The organism is Pseudomonas sp. GW821-FHT09C08 (assembly GCF_059418125.1).
This window is the reverse complement of sequence record NZ_JBWKPG010000005.1, coordinates 437,047-459,138: the sequence shown is the minus strand read 5'-3', so window position 1 is coordinate 459,138 and position 22,092 is coordinate 437,047. Positions and strand designations below refer to the sequence as shown.

At 61.5% G+C, this 22,092-nt stretch carries 16 protein-coding genes; 10 read left to right on the top strand and 6 right to left on the bottom strand.

Going from position 1 to position 22,092, the window contains the following annotated elements:
• Positions 1–42 precede the first annotated feature (42 nt).
• Positions 43–2,184 (bottom strand): M48 family metallopeptidase, encoded by a 2,142-nt coding sequence (locus AC07OJ_RS20010; protein WP_495095032.1) that lies wholly within the window; start codon positions 2,182–2,184, stop codon positions 43–45.
• 199 nt (positions 2,185–2,383) lie between these two features.
• On the opposite strand from AC07OJ_RS20010, the gene AC07OJ_RS20005 reads away from it, so the two are divergent.
• Positions 2,384–2,599 (top strand): tautomerase family protein, encoded by a 216-nt coding sequence (locus AC07OJ_RS20005; protein WP_065899633.1) that lies wholly within the window; start codon positions 2,384–2,386, stop codon positions 2,597–2,599.
• Positions 2,596–3,297 (top strand): SDR family NAD(P)-dependent oxidoreductase, encoded by a 702-nt coding sequence (locus tag AC07OJ_RS20000; RefSeq protein ID WP_065899634.1) that lies wholly within the window; start codon positions 2,596–2,598, stop codon positions 3,295–3,297. The genes AC07OJ_RS20005 and AC07OJ_RS20000 overlap by 4 nt, the downstream gene beginning before the upstream one ends.
• Positions 3,298–3,421: 124 nt before the next feature.
• Here AC07OJ_RS20000 and AC07OJ_RS19995 read toward each other — a convergent pair whose 3' ends face one another.
• The gene (locus AC07OJ_RS19995) at positions 3,422–4,369 is read right to left on the bottom strand and encodes a FecR domain-containing protein (RefSeq protein WP_495095031.1); all 948 of its coding nucleotides are present in this window, start codon (positions 4,367–4,369) and stop codon (positions 3,422–3,424) included.
• Positions 4,369–4,869 (bottom strand): sigma-70 family RNA polymerase sigma factor, encoded by a 501-nt coding sequence (locus AC07OJ_RS19990; protein ID WP_065899638.1) that lies wholly within the window; start codon positions 4,867–4,869, stop codon positions 4,369–4,371. The genes AC07OJ_RS19995 and AC07OJ_RS19990 overlap by 1 nt, the downstream gene beginning before the upstream one ends.
• Positions 4,870–5,362: 493 nt before the next feature.
• Between AC07OJ_RS19990 and AC07OJ_RS19985 the strand changes: the two genes are divergently transcribed.
• The 8 genes from AC07OJ_RS19985 (at position 5,363) to pelG (ending at position 18,524) form a co-directional block, all read left to right on the top strand.
• Entirely contained in the window at positions 5,363–6,295 is a 933-nt protein-coding gene (locus AC07OJ_RS19985; RefSeq protein ID WP_065899641.1) for an NAD-dependent epimerase/dehydratase family protein, read from the top strand.
• A gap of 63 nt (positions 6,296–6,358) precedes the next feature.
• Positions 6,359–9,172, top strand: coding sequence for a bifunctional glycoside hydrolase/polysaccharide deacetylase family protein (locus AC07OJ_RS19980; protein ID WP_201143348.1), 2,814 nt, complete (start codon positions 6,359–6,361; stop codon positions 9,170–9,172).
• Positions 9,150–12,758 (top strand): tetratricopeptide repeat protein, encoded by a 3,609-nt coding sequence (locus AC07OJ_RS19975; protein ID WP_495095030.1) that lies wholly within the window; start codon positions 9,150–9,152, stop codon positions 12,756–12,758. The genes AC07OJ_RS19980 and AC07OJ_RS19975 overlap by 23 nt, the downstream gene beginning before the upstream one ends.
• 26 nt (positions 12,759–12,784) lie before the next feature.
• Positions 12,785–13,303, top strand: a complete 519-nt coding sequence (locus tag AC07OJ_RS19970) for a penicillin-binding protein activator LpoB (protein WP_065899648.1) — start codon at positions 12,785–12,787, stop codon at positions 13,301–13,303.
• A 5-nt stretch (positions 13,304–13,308) separates the two neighbouring features.
• Positions 13,309–14,676 (top strand): PelD GGDEF domain-containing protein, encoded by a 1,368-nt coding sequence (locus AC07OJ_RS19965; protein WP_065899653.1) that lies wholly within the window; start codon positions 13,309–13,311, stop codon positions 14,674–14,676.
• Positions 14,654–15,649, top strand: coding sequence for a HEAT repeat domain-containing protein (locus AC07OJ_RS19960; protein ID WP_065899654.1), 996 nt, complete (start codon positions 14,654–14,656; stop codon positions 15,647–15,649). The genes AC07OJ_RS19965 and AC07OJ_RS19960 overlap by 23 nt, the downstream gene beginning before the upstream one ends.
• Entirely contained in the window at positions 15,639–17,153 is a 1,515-nt protein-coding gene (gene pelF / locus AC07OJ_RS19955; protein ID WP_065899655.1) for a GT4 family glycosyltransferase PelF, read from the top strand. The genes AC07OJ_RS19960 and pelF overlap by 11 nt, the downstream gene beginning before the upstream one ends.
• Entirely contained in the window at positions 17,154–18,524 is a 1,371-nt protein-coding gene (gene pelG / locus AC07OJ_RS19950; RefSeq protein ID WP_065899656.1) for an exopolysaccharide Pel transporter PelG, read from the top strand.
• Positions 18,525–18,685: 161 nt separating this feature from the next.
• Here pelG and AC07OJ_RS19945 read toward each other — a convergent pair whose 3' ends face one another.
• The 3 genes from AC07OJ_RS19945 to AC07OJ_RS19935 form a co-directional block, all read right to left on the bottom strand.
• Positions 18,686–20,995 (bottom strand): TonB-dependent siderophore receptor, encoded by a 2,310-nt coding sequence (locus AC07OJ_RS19945; protein WP_495095029.1) that lies wholly within the window; start codon positions 20,993–20,995, stop codon positions 18,686–18,688.
• A 190-nt stretch (positions 20,996–21,185) separates the two neighbouring features.
• Positions 21,186–21,407 (bottom strand): hypothetical protein, encoded by a 222-nt coding sequence (locus AC07OJ_RS19940; RefSeq protein WP_495095028.1) that lies wholly within the window; start codon positions 21,405–21,407, stop codon positions 21,186–21,188.
• Positions 21,408–21,413: 6 nt separating this feature from the next.
• The gene (locus AC07OJ_RS19935; protein WP_495095027.1) at positions 21,414–21,821 is read right to left on the bottom strand and encodes a FecR domain-containing protein; all 408 of its coding nucleotides are present in this window, start codon (positions 21,819–21,821) and stop codon (positions 21,414–21,416) included.
• Positions 21,822–22,092: the final 271 nt, after the last annotated feature.

Here is a 22,092-nt window from a genome sequence, read left to right as displayed (position 1 = left end):
CTGATCCAAGGCGATAAAAACCCCGACTGGTTCGGGGTTTTTTTATGCCTGCGCAGAGTCCTCCCGGCTCTGCAGGACCTTGCGTGCAACAGACGCATTGACGTAGTCGAGCATCAGCCTCAGGCCCTCGTAGGGTTCGATCTTCTGGTTATCGATACACAGCTGCGCCATCTGCAGCAGCACTTGGCGTTTCTTCTTGTTGATCCGCGCGCCGGGCACCCCAAACGCGGTCTTGCGCCGCTCAGGCAAGGGCGCATCCGGCTTCAACTCCAGCGTTACCCAGATGCCCTGCATGAACTGCAGCGAGACATCGGCGATGTGCTCGATCGGCACCGGCTGCTTCAGGTTGGCGAAGACAAAATGCTCCGGCGTCAGGCGCAAGGCGACCTGCGCTGCGCGTTTGTACCGTCGCACGCCCAGCCCCAGGAATATCAGCGCGACGCTACCGACGGCGGCGCCCACGCCGATTGCCGACAACGGCGTGCCTTTCAGGCGCTCCGGGGCCAGCCAGGGGCGGGCCATTATCCACAGGGCGAACAGCACGAAGGGTATCGTCAATACCGCCATCAAGACGCCGCGCCATGCGCCGCCTTCATGCAGTGCGCGTTCGCCATCTGTCGAAACGACCAGGGTTTCCAGCAGCTGAGTGTGCACGGCATTCTCGGCGACGGCCACCTCGAGCAGGTCGCGAGACAGTTGCTCGCGCAGCGTCTGTGGCGCGCTGAAATAACCATCGATTTGCCCATTCGCCGCGGTGGCGTCGACGGGTCGGGTGGCGGTGCGCAGCGCCTCGTCCAACGGCACCTCAAGCGCCTGCAGGCGTTCGCCATTGGACGGGTGGGAATCGGTCGGATGCGGCTGATGAATCTCCAGAGCCTCAGGCGGCAGATGCAACTCGCAACCGCTCAGCGCGGTGAGCACGGCGCGGGGCAGGTCTTCTTCTGATGCGGCGTCACATAACGCCAGCAGCGATTCCTCGACGTGGGCATGCAGCACCGACACCCGCAACAGGGCCGACGCCGCTGCTCGATTGCCGGCCACGCGCGCACCGGCGGCATCCGCCAGCAGCTCGCGCTCGCGGCTCCAATGGTTCACCGCGTGATCAAAGTGCTGCATGAAAAACACGCCGAACAGAAAGGATGGGCGCATCAGCCAGCCCTGGATCAGGTCGCTCGCCAGCAGGGTTTGCAGCAAGGCCTGCAGGCTGCGATTGACGCCGTCATAGATCGGCACAAAGCGCAGGCTGTAGTCGGTGTCTTCGCCGGCGAAGTGCGCCAGTTCATGGCCGATCACCGCGCCGATTTCAGCGCGGCTCAGCAAGCCAAGGTGCAGCAGCGGCACGTGCAGGGTGCGCCCAGTCAAGCGGGTCTGTGCCGGCAGCACACTGGCCTCGCTGGACGTCACATAAAAGCCCTGGGCCAGGCTCACGACGATATGGTCCGGCGCCAACGCACCCAGTGTGCTCGAAAGCTCATTCACCTGGCGCCACAAGGCCGGGGCCTGTTCGGGCGTCACCACGGCGCCGAACATCTCCAGCGGTTCGGGCTTGAACATGCCCAGCATGTACCGCAACTGCTTGAGCAACAGCCAGATCGAATACACGCAGAACGCCGCGACCACCCCCAGCACTGCCATCAGCTTGATTTCACCGCTGCCTAGCCGGCCGACATGCCACATCGCCAAACTTTCATAGCTCAAGGCGAGGGCGACCGTTGCTGCCATCGCCACCACATGGCTGACCAACACGTAGGGCAGCAAGCGGCTGCCGAGGGTGAACGCCTGCAAGAGTTTGTCCCGCGACTGCTGCGCCCGTTGCCCGGCCCACTGCGTGCCGAGCAGCGCCGCGAGGCCAATCAAGGCCGCCAGCAGCCCGAGGCCGATCACCCACGGTGCCAACGCCCGCAGTGCACGGTTGATGTGATGGGCGGTGGGCAGTTCGGCTTCGATCTTGTCCAGCCGCGAGAGCGCCAGTTGCACGCGGATTTTTTCTTTGCCGAGGTCGACGGTCGCGTCCGGGTCTTGCGCCGCCAGCGCCTGCAGTTGCTGCTTGGCGATCTCGACATTGAGGTGGTAGTCGATCACGGCGTTGCTGGTTTGGGCAGCGCGCTGGTGCTCCCAACCGCCGAGTGCGGCCAACAGCAGCGGGAAAATCACCAGCAGAAAGGTCAGCTTCAGGGCGTTCATGGGAGTCCGTTCACAACGCGTGGGCTTCGGTTATACCGAAAAATACGCCAGCGAGGATAGAGCAATACGGCGCTGTTGATCCATTACACCGCGTCACTAATGAAGTACCCAGCCCCACCTTTATCCGCTCAAGGCGCACGCCTAAATTGGCCCCACTGCCAGCCCATCACCCCGATGGCCGGCGACTGGAGCCATTGCCATGCCCTTTGTCAGCCTGCGCATCACCCGAGACGGCGTTACCCCGGAGCAAAAAGCCCAGGTCATCGCCGAGTTCACCGAAACCCTCGAACGCGTCCTGCACAAACGCCCGGACCTGACCCACATCGTCATCGAAGAAATCGACACCGATAACTGGGGCTACGCCGGCATCACCACCACTGAGTACCGCAAATCCATTACCGGAGCATCATCATGAGTAAAGTCGTTATCGTTACCGGCGCTTCCCAAGGCATCGGCGCCGCCGTGGTCCAGGCCTACCGCGCCCTCGACTACCGCGTGGTCGCCACCTCGCGTTCGATCCAGCCGTCCACCGACCCGAACATCCTCACCGTCGCCGGTGACATCGGCGACTCCGCCACCGCCCAGCGCGTCATCCGCGAAGCGCTGGCAGCCTTTGGGCGCATCGACAGCCTGGTCAACAACGCCGGTATCTTCATCGCCAAGCCTTTCACCACGTACACCCAGGAGGACTACGCCAACGTGCTCGCGGTGAACCTCAACGGCTTTTTCTACATCACCCAACTCGCCATTGCCGAGATGGAAAAACGCGGCGCCGGCCACATCGTCAGCGTCACCACCAGCCTGGTCGACCATGCCGTCGACGGCGTGCCTTCGGTGCTCGCCAGCCTCACCAAGGGCGGGCTGAATTCGGCGACCAAGTCGCTGGCGATTGAATACGCCAAGCGCGGGATTCGGGTCAACGCAGTGAGCCCGGGGATCATCAAGACGCCGATGCACGCCGAGCCCACCCACGCGGCACTCGGGAAATTGCACCCGATGGGGCATATGGGCGAAGTGAGTGACATCGCCCAGGCGATTATCTATTTGGAGCAAGCGGCATTCGTGACCGGCGAGATTCTGCATGTGGACGGCGGCCAAAGTGCCGGGCACTGAGTGCGGGTGGTTGGAGTCAATGACGCCCGCCGACTAGTCTCGATGGCGGGTACCGCTGCACAAAAACCTTCCACCCACTGTTCCGGATGAGATCAAAATCGGCAAGGCTGCGCGCGAACAGTTTTCAGGCGGGTTCGATGCTGACCCAATAGCGGGTCAGGTAGCGCACCCTTACCGGCAGGGTTTTGCTCAGGTTCTCCAGCACGGTGTCGGTGTCGTCAATGCGGAACGCGCCGGAAATGCTCAGGTCCTGGACCTGCGGCGCGCAACGCAGCACGCCTGGGCGGTAACGACCCAACTCGGTGACGAAGTCGCCGAGGCGCCAATCGTCCACGCTCAACATGCCGCGAACCCATGCCGCCGAGCCAGGAGGCAGAGGACGCGCGTTTTCAAGCGCATCGTGATCGAACGTGACCTGTTGGCCGGCCTCCAGGCGCAACGCCTGTTCTGGTTGGCGGCGCGGGCGGACTTCAACGGCGGCCTCCAGCACACCAACGTGGGTGCTGTCTTCCAATTGGCGAACGCTGAACTGGGTGCCAAGCGCCTTGATCGTGCCGTCGTTGGTGCTGACGATGAGCGGGCGCCGGGCCGGGTCCTTGGCGGTCTGCACCAGGATTTCGCCCTGGTACAGCTGGATCAGCCGCTGATGGGCGTCGAAGCGGATATCCAGCGCCGTGCCGGTGTTCAACTCTAGTTGCGTGCCATCGTCGAGCCTCAGCGAGCGCCGTTCCCGGGTGTGGGTGCGGTGTTGTGCGAGCACCGCGCGATACGGCACCTGTTCCACCGCCAGCCACGAACAGCCACCTACCGCGAGCAGCATGCCGAGAATCTTCAACACAGCGCGACGTTGTTTCTGCGCCGCGCCCAGACCGGAAAGCGCCGCCTGGCGAGGCATCTTCGCCCACTGCTGCTGCAGCGCCTCGACCCGTGCCCACGCCGCCGCGTGTTGCGGGCTGGCCTGCAACCAGGCCTGCCAGGCGTGGGTGCGCGCCTCGTCCGGCGTACCGTCATTGAGCTGCACGTACCAGGTGGCGGCGGCCTCCAGCGTCTTGAGGTCCGGCGGTGTAGCCATCAGGTTTCGACCAGCAACAGGCATTGGGTCATGGCGCGAACCAGGTGATTTTTCACCGTGGTCACCGACACCCCGAATCGCTCGCCAGCCGCTACGTAATTCAAGCCTTCCAACTGCACCGCGAGAAAAATCTCGCGTGTGCGCGTGCCCAACTCATCCAGCAGCGTGTCGATGGACACCAGCATCTCAATGATCGACAAGCGCACTTCCGGCGACACCTCCACCGGCTCCGGCCGCAGCGCCAATGCCTGCAGGTAAGCCTGCTCGATGGCCCGACGCCGGGATTTATCGATCAGCAACGAACGCGCAATCGCACTCAGATAGCCGCGCGGCTCCCGGATGGGCGTAGTGTGGCGAGCCGTCATCACACGTACGAACGTGTCCTGCGCCAAGTCGGACGCATCCGCAGCATTCCCCAGGCGCACCCGCAACCAGCCCTTCAGCCAACTGTTGTGTTCGCTGTACAGCTGGTGAAGTGTTGAAGGATCGAGGGTCGACATGAGCGTGCCACCGAAGTGTAAATGGTAATGGCTCTCATTATTGTGATGGCACGTTTATTAGGCAAGGCCTTTGAATGTTCTTTTAGTACGTTCGGTACTATTAAAATGTCGGTCTTTTTAAACTTTCCGCTCGTACGTATCCGCACTTTCCCGCGACTGAACTCGTTAGCGAACGCCCTCCATGGCTCCATTTATGTCGTCAAATAAGTGACGTTTTTGCGCAAAAAATGCCGTTGGGCGGCAGATAAGACAAAGCGTTGACAGTTTGATATTCATCCAACATTATTCGCGACGGTTTTGATGGCTCTAAGCCATTAAAATGACATTAATGACGCGCGTTCGTCCCGCAGTGATTTTTCAAGATAAAGGGATATGGCGGCTCGGATTCAAACGGTCCGGCGGCGTCGGCCAGAGTTAACTAATAAACGCTGTCACTTTATTTAGCAGGCTCGCTTCTACACGCCTGCGCTCGAGTCTTTAGGAAGAAAACTACATGGCTGTTGGACGAATTCTGGTTACGGGTGGTGCAGGTTTCATTGGTTCACATCTGGTAGATGCTTTGCTTGGCAAAGGCTACAAGATTCGCGTACTCGATAACCTGTCGACCGGCAAGGTGACGAACCTGCCCGTCGACAATGCCGACCTCGAACTGGTCGTCGGTGACGTGGCGGACAGCGCCGTCGTTGACCAGGCCATGCGCGACTGCAGCGCCGTCGTACACCTTGCCGCAGTTGCGTCGGTGCAGGCGTCGGTAGACGATCCTGTCGCCACCCACCAAGCCAACTTCGTCGGCACCCTCAATGTCTGCCAGAGCATGCTCAAGGCCGGCGTGAAGCGCGTGGTGTTCGCCTCCAGTGCCGCGACCTATGGCAACAACGGCGAAGGCACGGCCATCACCGAAGACACCCCCAAGTCGCCACTGACCCCTTATGCCAGCGACAAGTTGGCCAGTGAGTACTACCTGGACTTCTATCGCCGCGAGCACGGCCTGGAACCGGTGATCTTCCGTTTCTTCAATATCTTCGGCCCGCGCCAGGATCCTTCCTCGCCGTACTCCGGTGTGATCAGCATCTTCACCGAACGCGCGTTGGCCCGTAAGCCGATCACGGTCTTTGGTGACGGCGAGCAGACGCGCGACTTCGTCTATGTACAGGACCTGGTCAGCATCCTGGTCCAGGCCGTGGAGACCCGCAAGCCGGCCCCTGAAGCCATCAACGTCGGGCTTAACCGCGCGACCAGTCTCAACGACCTGATCGCCGAACTGGGCAAGGCCACGGGCACCCCGCTGAACGTGACTTACCAGGCGCCACGCCAAGGTGACATTCGCCATTCGCGCGCCAACAACACCCGTTTGCTGGAACGCTTTGCACTCCCGGAACCGACCTCCATCGGCCAGGGTCTGGCGCAGCTTTTGCGAAGTTTGTAACTCGCCGGTCAACCTGTCCGTCGTTAACGCAGTATTGGCTCAGTCATTTTTCAAGAGTGAATTATGGAAATCGTTTTCCGCAGGACGCGTGTCCGCGTGATCGCTGAGCGGCTATTAGCTGCTCTTGCCTTGTTCGTCGGCGGGCCAGCGGTCCAGGCTGCTGTGTTACCCCAGCCAGCCAGCGTGGCTTTCTGGTACGCCGACCAGCCGCCACTGCCAGAGTTGTCGCAATTCGACTGGGCCGTGGTCGAGCCAGGCCACATGACACCGGGCGATGTGAAAACCTTGCGGGCCCTGGGCAGCCAGCCGTTTGCCTACTTGTCCGTTGGGGAGTTCGACGGCAACAAGGCGGAAATCGAAAAGGCCGGGCTGACCAAAGCTGTTTCGCCGGTACGCAACAATGCCTGGGACAGCCAGGTCATGGACCTCACTTCACCCGCCTGGCGCGAGCATTTGTTTGGCCGTGCGAAGGCGTTGGAAGCCCAGGGTTATGCCGGTCTGTTTCTCGATACGCTCGACAGTTTCCAACTCGTGCCCGCAGCCTCCCGTGAAGCCCAGCGCGTTGGCCTGGCCAGCCTGCTGCGGGAATTGCACAAACGTCAGCCCAAGCTGAAGCTGTTCTTCAACCGTGGTTTCGAAGTACTGCCCGAGCTGGACGGCGTCGCCGCCGCCGTTGCGGTCGAGTCAATCCATGCCGGCTGGGATGCCGCCGCCAAGCGTTATCGCCCGGTATCGGAGTCCGACCGCGCGTGGCTGGAAACGCACCTGCAACCGCTGCGTGCCAAAGGCATCCCGTTGGTCGCGATCGACTACCTGCCGCCGGAGCGCCGCGAAGAAGCCCGCACGCTGGCCAAGCGTCTGCGCGACGAAGGCTTCATCCCGTACATCAGCACCCCGGACCTCAACACACTGGGCATCAGCAGTATCGAAGTGCAGCCGCGCCGTATCGCGCTGATCTACGATCCGCGTGAAGGCGCGATGGAAGACGCCGCCGGCCATACCAATCTTGGCGGCCTGCTCGAATACCTGGGCTACCGCGTCGACTACCTGCCGGCCGACAGCAATCTGCCGCTCTACAGCTTCAGTGGCTTGTACGCCGGCGTGATTACCTGGATGACCAGCGGCCCGCCGCAGGATGCCCCGGCGTTCAACCGGTTCCTCAATGCGCGCCTCGACGAGCAGGTTCCCGTGGTGTTCTTCAGCGGGCTGCCGGTCGAAGACAAGCTGCTGCTCAAGCGCCTGGGCCTCAAGCGCGATGCGCCGCCGGCGACACAGGTGTTGACCGTCACCCATCAGGACAAGGCCCTGCTCGGCGCTTTTGAAGCCCCTGTAGTACCGCGCTCCCGTGACTTGGCTGCGGTCTCGGTACTGCCCGGCGGTCCGACCCCGGCGCTGTCGTTGAAAGGCGTCGGTGGCGACGTATTCACCCCGGTAGTAGTGGGCAAATGGGGTGGCCTGGCCCTCGCGCCTTATATCCTGGAAATCAACAACGAGCGCAGCCGCTGGATTCTCGATCCCTTCGCGTTTCTCCAGGCCAGCCTGCGCCTGCCGAACCAGCCGCGCCCGGACACCACCACCGAAAATGGCCGTCGCATCGCGACCGTGCACATTGACGGCGACGGCTTTCCTTCGCGCGCCGAAGTACGCGGCACGCCTTACGCCGGGCGTCACACCCTGGACGACTACATCAAGCCCAACCCGTTCCTGACGTCGGTGTCGATCATCGAAGGGGAAATTTCGCCGCGTGGCGCGTTCCCGTTCCTGGCACGCGAACTGGAGCCGATTGCGCGCGAGATCTTCGCCAACCCGAAAGTTGAAGTGGCCACCCACACTTTCAGCCACCCGTTTTTCATGCAGCCGAACAAAGCCAAGAAACGCGAAAACTTCAACGCGGAATACGGCATGAACATGAAGATCGCCGGCTACGACAAAATTGATTTTCGGCGTGAAATCTTCGGCTCGCGCGACTACATCAACCAGAACCTGACCACCCCGCAAAAGCCGGTGAAGATGGTGTTCTGGCCAGGTGACGCGCTGCCATCGTCCGACACGATCAAACTGGCCTACGACGCTGGCTTGAAAAACGTCAACGGTGCCGAAACCATCATGACCAAGGCCAACCCCTCGCTCACGGGCCTCAACCCGCTGCTGCGACCGACCCCGGGCGGGCTGCAATACTACGCGCCGATCATCAACGAAAACCTCTACACCAACTTGTGGAAGGGGCCGTATTACGGTTTCCGCGAGTTGATCGAGACCTTCGAACTCACCGACAGCCCCCGCCGCCTGCGCGGGCTGCATCTTTACTATCACTTCTACTCCAGCACCAAGCAGGCTTCGATCAAGGCCATGCATGAGATCTACGGCTACATGCGCGATCAGCAGCCGATGTCCTTGTGGATGAGCGATTACGTCGACCGCCTGCACGGCTTGTACCAGGCGAGCCTGGCGCGAACTGCTGACGGCGCCTGGCAGATCCGCGGGATGGACGCGCTGCGCACCGTGCGCCTTGACGCGCAAATGGGCTGGCCGGACCTGCTCCAATCCCAAGGCATCGCCGGTGTGCGCGACTTGCCGCAAGGGCGCTATGTGGCGCTGAGCAGCGACAAGGCCTTGCTGGTGCTGCGCCCGGATCGAGACCCCAGGCCCGCCCTGGAGGAGGCAAATCTGCCGTTGCTTGACTGGCGCTACGTCGATGCAAATCGCGTGAGCTTTGCGTTTGCCGGTCAGTTCGACCTGACCTTCTCCGTACGCTCGGCGACGGCTTGTCGCGTGGAAGTCGATGGACAGCGTTTCGCGGGCAAGGCGTCAGCCGGCCTCTGGACTTTTCAATTACCTATGAAGCAGGTGAGTAATGGTCAGCTCCTCTGCAACTAAAAATAGCCGCCTGCTCAATCCTTGGGCATTGGCGGTGGTCGCGGTCGCCGTGGGCGGCCTGCTGTGGGCGACGTTCCAGCGCGAAGAAGTCTTCCAGCCGGATGGGCGCCAGCCGGACGCAGTGTCGGCCAACTACGCCGAGCTGCTGCTGACGGCCCACCCGGATGACGACCACCTGCGCCTGCAGCTGGTTGATTTGCTGATTCGCCTCGGTGACTACACCAAGGCGCGCCAGCACCTGGAGGCCTGGCCCAAGCCGCAGCCGGAAACCCAGGCGTACTATCGCCTGGAACTGGATGCACTGGTCGCGGCCAGCAGCAACGACCTGATTGCGCAGCAGGCGCTGGTCGAGCGCCTGGAAACATTCGATCACCGCAAACTGGCGGTGCCACAGCTGCAGAACCTGGCGAAGCTGGCGCTGACATTGCAGGCACCGGCATTTGCAGCCAGCGTGTTTGAAGAGATCGCCGCGCGCGATCCGGCGCAGCGCAGTGAATCACTCAAAGCCGCTGCGCAGTGGTTCATGGCCGGTGAAAAACCCGCGCGTGCCGCGCAGATCTATCTGCAACTCAAACGCGATGCCCAGCAACCAGCCGAGCGACGTGAGTACGCACAACTGGCGTTCAACAGCCTGCTGTCGGCAGGCCAAGATGAGCAAGCCGCACAGGTGCTCTCCGATGAGTTGCCCGACCTCACCAACCCGCAGACCGATCCGGCATGGCTGGAGCAGGGCGTCGATGTCGCCGTGGCGACCAAGCATTACGACCTTGCGCAGCGCGTGCTCCAACAGTGGCGCGTGCTGCAGCCGGACAACCCGAAAATTGCACTGAAAGAATTCCACGTACGCCTGGCCATCAATGACCTGGCCGGTGCCTGGGAAACCGGCCAGCAATTGACCGTCGATTACCCGGATGACACCGAGCTGCTCGAGCAAATGGCCCGCCTCGGTGAATGGCGCGGCGATAACGAAGCGGCGCTGGACTACTGGGTTCGCCTGCTCAAGCTCAAGGAAGACCCGGCCACCCGCGAACACGCCTGGCGCCTGGCCAGCCAACAGTTCGACTTTGACCGCTCGATCCCGTTGCTTGCCGAGATCATGCAACAGCGCGCACTCACCGATATCGAGCTGGATGCGTTGATCTACGGTCACGAATCGCGCGGTACACCGGCCGAGGCCGAAGCCTGGTTGCGTACTTACCTGCGCAAATACCCTTCGCACCGCCTGGCCTGGACCCGCTTGCTGCAAAACCTGGAAAACACCGGGCAGTTCGCCGCCAAAGGCAAGCTCTACAAGGACTACGCCAAACGCTACAAGCTGACCACGGCCGAACAGGTCGACTGGGCCAGCACCCACATGAAGCTGTTCGAAGAGCAGGCTGCGTGGGACGTGGTCAAGGTGGATGATCCCTCCATTCAGGATCCGGAGTACTGGCACACACGTGCCGCACTGGCTTGGGACCTGGAGCGCGATGAGGATTTGCGTGTGTCGCTGGAGCGCCTGCTCGCCATCAACGGCAAGTTGGTCAGCGGCGACGAGAGTCAGTTGATCTCCCTGTACCGCGTCAGCAACCCCCAGCGCGCGCTGGAGTTGATGGTTGCCAGTTGGCACCGCGCCCAGGATCCTCAACGCCTGGTCGAAGCCCTGCAGCTCGCCCAGGAATTGCAGGACTGGGACCAAGTGATCGCGTTGCTGGATGACGCCCGCAAATACCCGCAGGCCTACGAGCAAGCCCAGGTCCTGGCCGTGCGTGGCGCGCTGGCTATCGAGCAGGGCGACACGGCCGAGGCCGAGCGCCTGTACCTGCTCGGCTTGTCAAACTACCCGGATGACAACCTGTTCCGCGAGCGCCTGACCTGGCTGTATGTCGACCAGGCCGACACCGCCAAGCTCAAGCCACTGCTCACCAAGTGGCGTGCCTATGCGCGTGAAGACCGCTTGCTGTGGCTGCCGTTTGCAAGCGCCAGCCAGTTGCTGGGGCGCGACACCGAGGCCTTGGCGTGGTATCGCATGTACCTCAAGCTCACCCCGAACGACTGGCTGGTGCAAGCGGCCTACGCCGACGCACTGGACACCGCCGGTTACCAGGACGCCGCCCAGCGCCTGCGCTTGAAGCTGCTGCGTAACCCTGAGGCCGACAACCTGCAACCCTCGTCCCAGCGTTATGCGATCTGGCTGCGGTTGATGTCCAGCAGCTACTCGCCTCGCAAGGCGCAGCAGGAATTGTTGAAGTGGAAGGACGGTTCGCCGTCGATGAAGCAGATGTGGTTCGAGCGTCTGCTGGCCCGCCTGGACGCGACCAACCAGGAAGCGCAGAAAGACCAGTGGTTGGAGTGGGCGCGCAGCCAAGGCTTGAAAGTCGATCGCTACGAGCAGATCCAGGAAGCCCTGCGCAGCCGCAACAAGGCCCAGGTTGAAACCCTGCTGGCCAGCAGCGACTTGAACCCGGCCCAGCGCTCCCAAGCGCTGAGCCGTCTGGGGCGCACCAACGAAGCCCTGGACACGAGCCTGTCCGCCCTCGGCGACGACCAGCCGTCTTCAGTGAACGAGCAACTGCGTCGCCAGGCCGTGGAAATTCACGAAAGCACCCCGCAAGGCGCGTTGCTGTCCTATCAGAAGCAGGATTTCGGTGGCCTGTCGTTTGACTCGCCGCGCCTGGAAATCGCGCATAACCTGGGCGACAACTGGTACGCCGACCTTGAAGCCGAGCACGGTAACTACAAGGGCGACGACATCATCTCGTCCCGGATCGGTGATGAGAGCAATGCCGCCCTGACCCTGGTTCGCTCGGTGGAAAACGGCAGTTGGAAGCTCTTCGCCGACACCAGCCAGCGCAAGGACGATGACCGTAACGGCCTGGGCCTGTCGCGTATGTGGCAATTGGGTAACAGCCACCAGATCGAGACCGGCCTGGACTGGCATCGCAAGAGTGACGACAGCGGCCTGATGCGTGCTTTCGGCCAGCAGGACCGCGCCTGGGTGGGTGGCCGTCACGGCCTGACCGCACGCGATCAGTTGAGCTGGGAAGTGGCGCAGCGGTCGTTCTCGACCCGCGCGGGTGACTCGCTGGGGACTGGTCAGGCGTTGAAGCTGGAACTCAACCACACGCTGGAATTCGCCGGGCCTAACTGGACGGTGCGCAGCGGCCTGGATTACCAGAAAAACAACGTGAAGGATCGCAACCTGGACTACCTGTCCAGCCGCAATGGCGGCGCCGTCAAGATCACGCCTCAGTCGACCGACCCTGACACCGGCCAGCTTGATCCTCTCGATGTCGACACCGTGACCGGCGCCGACCTGCTGCAAAGCCGCTATGGCCAGCTCTACGTCGGCACTTCGTGGCGTCGTGGCATACCCGGCGCACTGGTGCGCAGCAAGCCGCAGTACACCTGGCTGGTGGACATGACGGCGGGCTGGCAATGGACCGATCAGACTTTCAACTACGGCATCAACACGGGCATCGGGTTTGAAGTGCTGGGTGATGACGAACTGGCCCTGACCTTCGGTTACCAATCTGCCCCACAGGGCGGGGATGGCAAGTCCGGCGGCACACTGGGCATGAGCTACGGCGTGCGTTTCGGGCGCTGATTACAGAATCTACGGGAGAAAAACCTATGCAAGCAATTCGTACACTGAGCCTGGCCCTGACAGTACTGTTCGTCGCCGGTTGCTCGAGCTTCACCAGTGAAAACAGCCCGAACCTGTCGCGCAGTGCGAAATGGGGCATCGTGCCGATGGTCAACTATTCCCAGACCCCGCAAGCCGGTGAGCGCAGCGAGCAGATCCTGCTCAGCGTCCTCAGCAGCCACGGTCTGCAGCCTCGCGTTTATCCGACCACTACCCAGGGTGAACAAGCGCTGATGGATGACAACGAGCGCCTCACCGGCGCCCTCGAGTGGGCCCGCGACCAGAAGCTCGACTACGTCGTTGCAGGCAGCGTCGAAGAGTGGCAATACAAGAACGGCCTGGACGGCGAGCCAGCGGTCGGCATCAGCCTGCGCGTGCTGGACGCCAAGGACGGTACCGTGCTCTGGAGCAAGAGCGGCGCGCGCGCCGGCTGGTCCCGTGAAAGCCTGGCGGGCAATGCTCAGACGGTAATCGACAAACTTGTTGGCGCCCTTCGGTTCGAGTGAACGCAATGAATTCTCCACACATGGATTACAGCCTGGCGCCCCGCGCCAGCGGGCCGGTGTCTTGGCTGGAAACGCTGATAGTGACGGGTGCCGCGATTGGCCTCGGCCTCTGGCTGACTCCCGAAGACCCGTTGCAGATGCACGGTGGTTTCCCTTGGGTAATCCTGGCGCCGCTGCTGTTAGGTGTGCGTTACGGTTTTGTACGCGGCTTGTTCAGCGCAGGTCTGCTGGTGGTGGCGTTGTTTGTGCTGCGCTACACCGGGCATGCAGGCTACACCGAGCTTGAGCCGTCGTTTATCGTCGGCGTGCTGGTGTGCGGGATGCTCGTGGGTGAAGTTCGCGACCTGTGGGTGCGCCGCCTGGAGCGTCTGCAGATGGCCAACGAGTACCGTCAGTACCGTCTTGATGAGTTCACCCGCGCTCACCAGATCCTGCGGGTTTCCCATGACTTGCTGGAGCAGCGCGTCGCTGGCAGCGATCAGAGCCTGCGCAGTTCTTTGCTGGGCCTGCGCGAGAAGCTGCGCAGCATGCCGATCGAAGGCGATGCCTTGAGCGACCTGGCCGAGCCGATCGTGGCGATGCTGGGCCAGTACGGTGCCCTGCGCGTTGCCGGGCTGTACCGTGTCGATGAAAGCGAAAAAAATGTGCTGCCCGAGGCCTTGGCCATGATCGGCGTGATGGGCCCGTTGGGCACCGACGACGGTCTGATCACCCTGTGCCTGGAGCGTGGCGAGCTGGTCAGCGTGCGTCAGGACCTGATCGACTCCGGCAACTCCGCGCAGTTCTCATCGCTGCAGGCATGCATCCCGCTGATCGACGCCGAAGGTCGCCTGCTGGCGATCCTGGCGGTCCGGCAGATGCCGTTCTTCGCGTTCCAGGACCGCACGCTGAGCCTCCTGTCGTTGCTCGCCGGCCACATCGCTGACCTGTTGCGCCGCGATCCGCAAGTGCTGCGCCTGCCCGATGCCGACGCGCAGCAATTCACCTTGCAGCTCAAGCGCTCGCTGGTGGATGCGGAGCAGCACACGTTGCCGGCCGGCCTGTTCGCGTTTGAAATGACGCGCCCCAACGACGAGTTGACGCGTTTGATGGAGCGCAGCCAGCGTGGTCTCGACCTGCACCTGCCGGTTCGCAACAACCGCGATCATCCTTTGCTGTTGGTCCTGTTGCCGCTGACCAGCCCGGAAGGCACCCAAGGCTACCTGGCGCGTATCGGCCTGTTGCTGCACGAGCACTTCGGCATCGACACCGATTTTGACAGCCTGGGTGTGCGGGTAATGCCTTTCAACCTGGAGCCTGGCTGTGACCGCAACGGGCTGCGTAACTTTCTTCACAACGAGTGTGGCCTGAATGATCAGCAAGTGGCTGTTTAGCGGAGCCTTGTTGTTAGAGGCGGGCAGCTGGGCCAGTTTGTGGCTCAATGCGCCGGAGTTGCATCAACTGCTGGTGTTTATCTTCAGCCACGGCCTCGCCTGCCTGATGCTGTGCGCTGCCGTGTGGCGGATGCTGCCGGCGCGCTACCGTGCACCGCTTCCCTGGAGCCCGCTGTTCATTTTCTGCCTGGCATTCTTCGTGCCGGTCATCGGTACCCTGGGCGTGGTGGCGGCAATCTTCCCGGCGCTGTACCTGCCGCGCAAACGCGACCGTCAGGCCTGGCAGGCTGTCGGCATTCCGGGCCTGCCGTTCCGTGCGCAGGCACAGACACGCACGCCGATTTTTGCCGATGGCGGCCTGCAGGATGTGTTGCGTCACGCGCCCGACCCGGACCAGCGCCTGGCAGCCTTGCTGGCGACGCGGCGCATGCCCGGCAAGGACGCGGTGCCCATCCTCAAATTGGCCCTGGGGGATCCGAGTGACGACGTGCGCCTGCTGGCGTACTCGATGCTCGACAAGCAGGAAAGCGACATCAACCTGCACATCCAGATGGCCCTGGAGCAATTGGCCGGCGTGAGCCCACGCATGGCAGGCCCGGTGCACAGCATGCTGGCGCGCTGGTATTGGGAGCTGGCCTACCTCGGCCTGGCCCAGGGCAGTGTGCTCGAACACGTCCTCAATCAAGCCAGCGAACACGCCGAGCAAGGTTTGGCCGCGGGCGAGGGCGGCGAGCTGCTGCTGTTGGCGGGACGTATTGCGTTGGAGCGCGGCGAGAACGAGCGGGCTGAAGCGCTGTTGCACGAGGCCGAGCGAAATGGCCTGGGCGCCGCGCAATTGCTGCCGTTTCATGCTGAGCTGGCGTTCGAAGCCGGTCGTTATCACGAAATCCCTGGGTTGCTCGCCAGCCTTCCCGAGAAAACCCGCCAGCGTCCACCGTTCGCTGAGCTGGTGAGGAGCTGGAATGAATCATAAGGAAGCGACACCCACCGCTGATATCTGTCTGTTGCTGGAAGGCACCTGGCCGTACGTGCGCGGCGGGGTATCGAGCTGGATTCACCAGATGATCCTCGGCCTGCCGGAGCTGACCTTTTCGGTCATGTTCATCGGCGGCCAGCGCTCGGCGTACTCCTCGCGACGCTATGAAGTGCCGACAAACGTGGTGCACATCGAAGAAGTCTTCCTTGAGGATGCCACCCATCCCGCCAACCAGCGCGGTAAGCCGCGCGAGGCCGACCCGCAGCAGTTGGCCGACCTGTATCGCTTCTTGCACCACCCGGACGCGCCCCCGCGCGAGCTGGGCGAGCGCATGCTCAATTGCATCGCCGAAGGGCACATGACCCTCGACGATGTACTGCGCAGCCGCGCCAGTTGGGAGACCCTCAGCGAAGGCTATCGCCAGCATTGCGCCGACCCCTCCTTCGTCAATTATTTCTGGACCCTGCGCTCCCTGCAGTCGCCGTTGCTGATGCTCGCCGAAGCTTCGCGCAAGATGCCGCGTGCACGGGTGCTGCACTCGATCTCCACCGGTTACGCAGGGCTCCTGGGCTGCATCCTCAAGCATCGCTGGGGATGTCCTTACCTGCTCAGCGAGCACGGCATCTACACCAAGGAGCGCAAGATCGACCTGGCCCAGGCCACGTGGATCGCCGAAAGCTCCGGCCAGGCGCTCAACCGCAGCCTCGATGGCGGCTCGGGGTATATCCGCACGCTGTGGGTACGCTATTTCGAACGCATCGGCCAGTTGGCCTACAACAGCGCCGACAACATCATTGCCTTGTATGACGGCAACCGTCAGCGCCAGATCAAGGACGGCGCCGACCCGAGCCGCACGCAGTTGATCGCCAATGGCATCGACCTGTCGCAGTGGGCAAAGGCCTTGGAATCCCGCGAGCCGGGCATTGCGCCGGTGGTGGGGCTGATTGGGCGGGTGGTCCCGATCAAGGACGTCAAGACCTTCCTGCGGGCCATGCGCGGTGTGATCAGCGCCATGCCACAGGCCGAGGGCTGGATTGTCGGCCCTGAAGAGGAAGACCCCGAGTACGTCAGCGAATGCCGCAGTTTGATGGCCAGTCTGGGGCTTGAAGGCAAGGTGCACTTCCTGGGCTTCCAGCGCATCCAGGACATCCTGCCCAAACTGGGCCTGATGGTGCTGACTTCGATCAGCGAGGCCCAGCCGTTGGTGATCCTCGAAGCCTGGGCCGCCGGCACACCGGTGATCAGCAGCGACGTCGGTTCGTGTCGAGAATTGATCGAAGGCGGCAGCGCCGAAGACCGTGACCTTGGCCTCGCCGGCAAAGTGGTGGCGATCGCCGACCCACAAGCCACCTCGGCGGCGATCCTCGAACTGCTGCGCAGCCCGGAACGCTGGAAGGCCGCACAGGCCAGCGGGCTCTTGCGGGTCCACCGTTACTACACCGAAGCCTTGATGCTGCAGCGCTACCGCGACCTGTACCAGGCAGCCATGGAGAACAATTAAATGGCCGGTATTGGCTTCGAACTGCGCAAGATTCTTTCGCGCGACTCATACACCGCAACCCTGCACGCCTACGTGTATGCGGGCTTGATCAGCTCCGGGCCGTGGGTGTTGTCGATCATCAGCGTGATGCTGGTGGGGATCATCAGCCTCGGCCTGTTATTGCCCAACTCACTGGTCGGGCAGTTCCTGGTGACGGTGACCTACCTGATGGCCAGCTCGCTGATCCTCACGGGTGGGCTGCAGTTGTTCTTCACCCGCTTTGTGTCCGACCAATTGTTCGAGCAACGCTACGAGCAAATCCTGCCGAACCTGTTGGGCATCCTGTTGATGGTCACCGTCGGCGCCGGCGTACTGGGTGTCATCGTGCTGGCGCTGCTGTTCGATCAGCCCCTGATCTACCGCGTGCTGGTACTGTCGAACTTCGTGGTGCTGTGCAACCTGTGGCTGGTGATCATCTTCCTCTCGGGGATGAAAAAATATAACCGCATCCTGTTGGTGATGGTGGTGGGTTACGCGCTGATGGTGGCGAGTGCCTGGTTGCTGAGCTTCCTGAAGATGCCCGGCCTGTTGCTGGCGTTGTTGATCGGGCACGGCAGCCTGCTGTTCCTGTACCTCTACGACATCCTGCGCGAATACCGTGCCGAGAAAATGATTGCCTTCGATTTCCTCAATCGTCGCAACGTGTTCCTCAGCCTGCTGGTCACCGGGTTCTTCTACAACTTCGGCATCTGGGTCGACAAGATCCTGTTCTGGTTCAACCCCGGCACTTCCAACGCCGTCATCGGCCCGCTGCGCGCCTCGATCCTGTATGACATGCCGATTTTCATCGCGTACCTGGCGATCATCCCTGGCATGGCGGTTTTCCTTGTGCGCATCGAAACCGACTTCGCCGAATGGTACGACCGGCTATTCCGCGCCATCCGCGACGGCGAGACCTTGCAGCACATCGGTTCGCTGAAAACCGAAATGACCCTGTCCATTCGCCAGGGCCTGCTGGAAATCTGCAAGGTCCAGGGCCTCACCGTGGTCCTGCTGTTTCTCTTCGCGCCGCGCTTGCTCGAGTGGATCGGCATCTCCAGCTACTACCTGCCGCTGTTCTACATCGACCTGATCGGTGTGAGCATCCAGGTGGTGTTCATGGCGCTGCTCAACGTGTTCTTCTACCTCGACAAACGTCGCGTGGTACTGGAATTGTGCGTACTGTTCGCCGTGTTGAACGCCGGCTTGACCCTCCTCAGCATGCACCTGGGCCCGAGCTTCTTCGGCTACGGGTTCACGCTGTCGTTGCTGGTGTGTGTCCTGCTGGGGCTGGCGCGCCTGTCGTCGGCGCTGGAAGACCTGGAATATGAGACGTTCATGCTGGCGCGTTAAGCGCTTTTGCGGGTGATAAAAAAGGGCACTTGGCGGTTAGGCAAGTGCCCTTTTTGTTGCCTGCGGCTTATTGCTCGGCGCTGCCGGGGTGTACAGCGCCTGAGTGCATCTTGCGGCGCGCACCTGCCCAAGCAGGATGTTGTCATCTCGGAAGATGTAGCTTACATGCTCCACTTCATGGTCACGGCCACGTTACGCGGGTCGCCGAAGATGTTTGCGCCCGCCGGGTTACTGATGCTCTGGTAGTAGTGCTTGTCGAACACATTGTTCAGGTTGGCTTGGACCTTGAGGTTTTTGTTCACGTTGTAGCCGGTCATCAGGTCGACGATGCTGTAGCCGCCCTGCGATACGCCGTAGGTTGTGTATGTGCTGCTCTGGCTGCGGAATGAACCGCCGATCGACCATTTTTCGAGGTCGCCCGGCAATTGATAGGTGGTGGACAGCTTGAGCAGGTTGTATGGCGTGTCGCTGTCGAAGCGACCGCTGCTGCCCTTGACGTTCTTGGCGCCGGCGTAGGTGTAGCCGGCGGAGGCCTGCCAGCCACGGGCAAGCATGCCTTGCAGTTCAAGGTCGACGCCTTTGGTTTCCACTTCACCGGAGGCCACGGAGCAGGAAGCAACACCCGGTGCACAGGCATCAAGCCCTTGGGCGAGATTTTCCTGGTTCAACTGGAAGTAGGCCAGGCTAGCGTTCAGCGCCCCGTCAAAGTACTCGCCCTTGATCCCGACTTCACGGTTGGTACCCGTGACCGGCGGCAGTAGGCTGCCCTGGAAGTCCACGTTGGCTTGCGGCTGGAAGATTCTGGTCCAGCTGGTGTACACCGAGTAGGTATCGTTTATGTCGTAGATCAGGCCGGCATAGGGGGTGTATTCGCGCGTAGCCTTGTAGTCGGCGCCGAATGTGTAGTCGCCGGAAATAGTGTTCTGTTCGTATTCATACCAATCCAGGCGTGAACCGAGGATCAGTTTCAGGTCGTCGCGCAGATGGAAGCGCACGGTGGCGTAGGTGCTGTATTGATCGACCTTGCCCTTACGAGACCAGTTGTAGTTGATGGCCGGTTTTTCTACGCCGTGATAGTCGAAGTTTGATGGGTCGAGCACGATGTTTGGGTCATTGAGGAAACCACCGCCGGGGCCATCGTCGGTTTTATCATTGCGATAGCTGCCACCAAGTACCAGTTCGTGGCTCGCACCAAACAGGGTGAAGGGCCCGGAAACGTAGCCGTCGACGCTTTTTTGTGTGTGCTGGTAGGTGTAGCGGCCCACGTTCAGGTTCAACTGATCTGCACTGGGGTCCAGTCGATAGAAACTGGTGCCCAGCATGTCAAGGTCGCCTCGCAGCCACGTGGTATTCAGGCGCAGTTTCCAGTCGTTGTCGAAGCGGTGCTCAATTTCGGCAAATGCGCTGGTGTTTTTCTTGTTCCAGTAGGTCCAGTTCGGGCTCATGCGCGTCGAGCGGGATATCGGCAGGAACGTGCCATTGGCCCTGGTCGGGATGCCCGACCAGTCGGCTCCCGGGTTGTCTTCACGGTTGTAGTACGCACCGAGGGTCAGGGTCGTGGCTTCACTCAGGTCAAATTCGGTGATGCCGTACAACAACTGGCGCTTGCTGCTGTAGCCATCGGTAAAGCTGTCTTTGTCCTGAAAGGCACCGACCACGCGGCCTCTGATCGAACCGACAGAATTGAGTGCGCTGCTGGCATCGATTTCGGTGCGGTAGTTGTCCCACGAGCCGACGCCCAAGGTGACTGAAACTTGCGGCTCGACGGTGGGGCGCTTGCGGATCAGGTTGAGGGTGCCGGAGGGGTTGCCGGCGCCGAGCATCAGGCCCGACGCACCGCGCACGACTTCAACCCGGTCGAACATCGCCAGGGTCGACGTACCAAGGGTGTCGCTGTCATACGCGACTGGCAGTCCGTCAATCATGATGTTGTCGATGGCGGAACCGCGGGAATAGAACTCTGGGCGCTCACCACCGGTTTTGCGCATGGTCAGGCCTGGGGTGTAAGTCGAAATGTCCTCCAGAGACTGCATGTTCTGGTCATCCATGCGTTGGCGAGTGATTACCGTGACCGACTGCGGCGTCTCGCGCATGGAGGTGGCCAGTTTGGTCGCGGTACTCATGGAGCCGGTGGTGTAGGATCCGCTCCCCTCTGTCGTCGCTCCCAGCGATTGGCCCGTGACACTCGTTGCGCCAAGCACCACCGTGGTTCCGTTATTGGCAGGGATCAACACGTAGCCACCATTGCTCTGACGCTGCGCTTGTAACCCGCTGTTCGCCAGCAAGCGCGCCAGTCCCTCCTCGACGCTGTACACGCCAGTCAGGCCCGCCGTAGTCAGACGGCGGGTTTGCTCGGTATCAAATGAAATAGTCACGCCCGCCTGCACTCCGAACTGGGTCAGGGCAGTGCCAAGCAGGCCTGAGGCGATCTGGTAGGACGTCTGGCTTTGCGCCAAAACTGGCGTGGACATTAGCGCCAGCCCCGACAGACTCGCGAGGCTCAGTCCAAAGAGGGCCAAGCGAACCGGGCGGGTCATTGAAGTCTTCGCATAGAGGGGAAGCAGGGGCATTCGTTGATCCTTCCGTTGTCATGGCAGAAAGTCGCCGTCATCGCGGCTTGTGTCATTGACGGATGAGAATCAAAATCAGCAAGGTGACTCGTTAAACATTTTCAAATCGAACTCGTGCCGGTTCGATGCTAGCCCAATAGCGCGTCAGGTAGTGCACTCTCACCGGTAAGGCCTTGCTCAGGTTTTCCAGCAAGGTATCCGTATCATCGATGCGGAACGCGCCTGAGATGCCCAGCCCCTGAACCGATGCAGCGCAGTACGCCAGGGCGATAGCGTTCCAGCTCTTCGATGAAAGCGCCCAGCCGCCAGTCATCCACGCTCAGCATGCCCTGTACGGGGTTAAAGGGCTGGCTCCATCGACTGCATCGCGGTCAAAGGTGCCTTGCTCTCCAGCATTGAGGCGCAGAGTGCGTTCAACATGCTGGTGCGGATTTACTTCAACAGCGGCTTGCAGTACTCCAACACGCGTTTGTTCGGTCAGATGACGGACGCTAAACCCGCTGCCGAGCGCACGTACCCGACTTTCGCCGGTCTGAACGATAAATGGGCGCTGGGTGGGATCCTGGGCGGTCTTAACAAGCATTTCGCCACGGTACAACTGGATCAACCCCTGTTTTGAGTCGAAGCGGATATCCAATGCAGTATCCGCGTTCAGTGCCAGTTGTGAGCCATCGTCTAGGCGCAGCGAGCGACGCTCACGGATACTCGTACGCTGTTGAGCGAGCATTGAGCGATACTGGACTTGCTCGGTTGATGCATCGTTATTCGCAGGCGACTCCAGTAGGGAGATTTAATGGGTGGATTAAATGTGCCTGACTGGGAGCTGTAACGACGTTCGTGGCTGTTGTTGCTCGATTGCTTGAGATCGCTATCGCGAGCAAGCTCGGCTCCTACGGAGTGAGGTAGGTCCGGGGTTTGTTTTTCTTGTGTTGGATGACGCCTTCCCAGCTTTTGGGAGATCCTACAAAAATCGAGAGCGCACAAAAAAGGCCCACCTT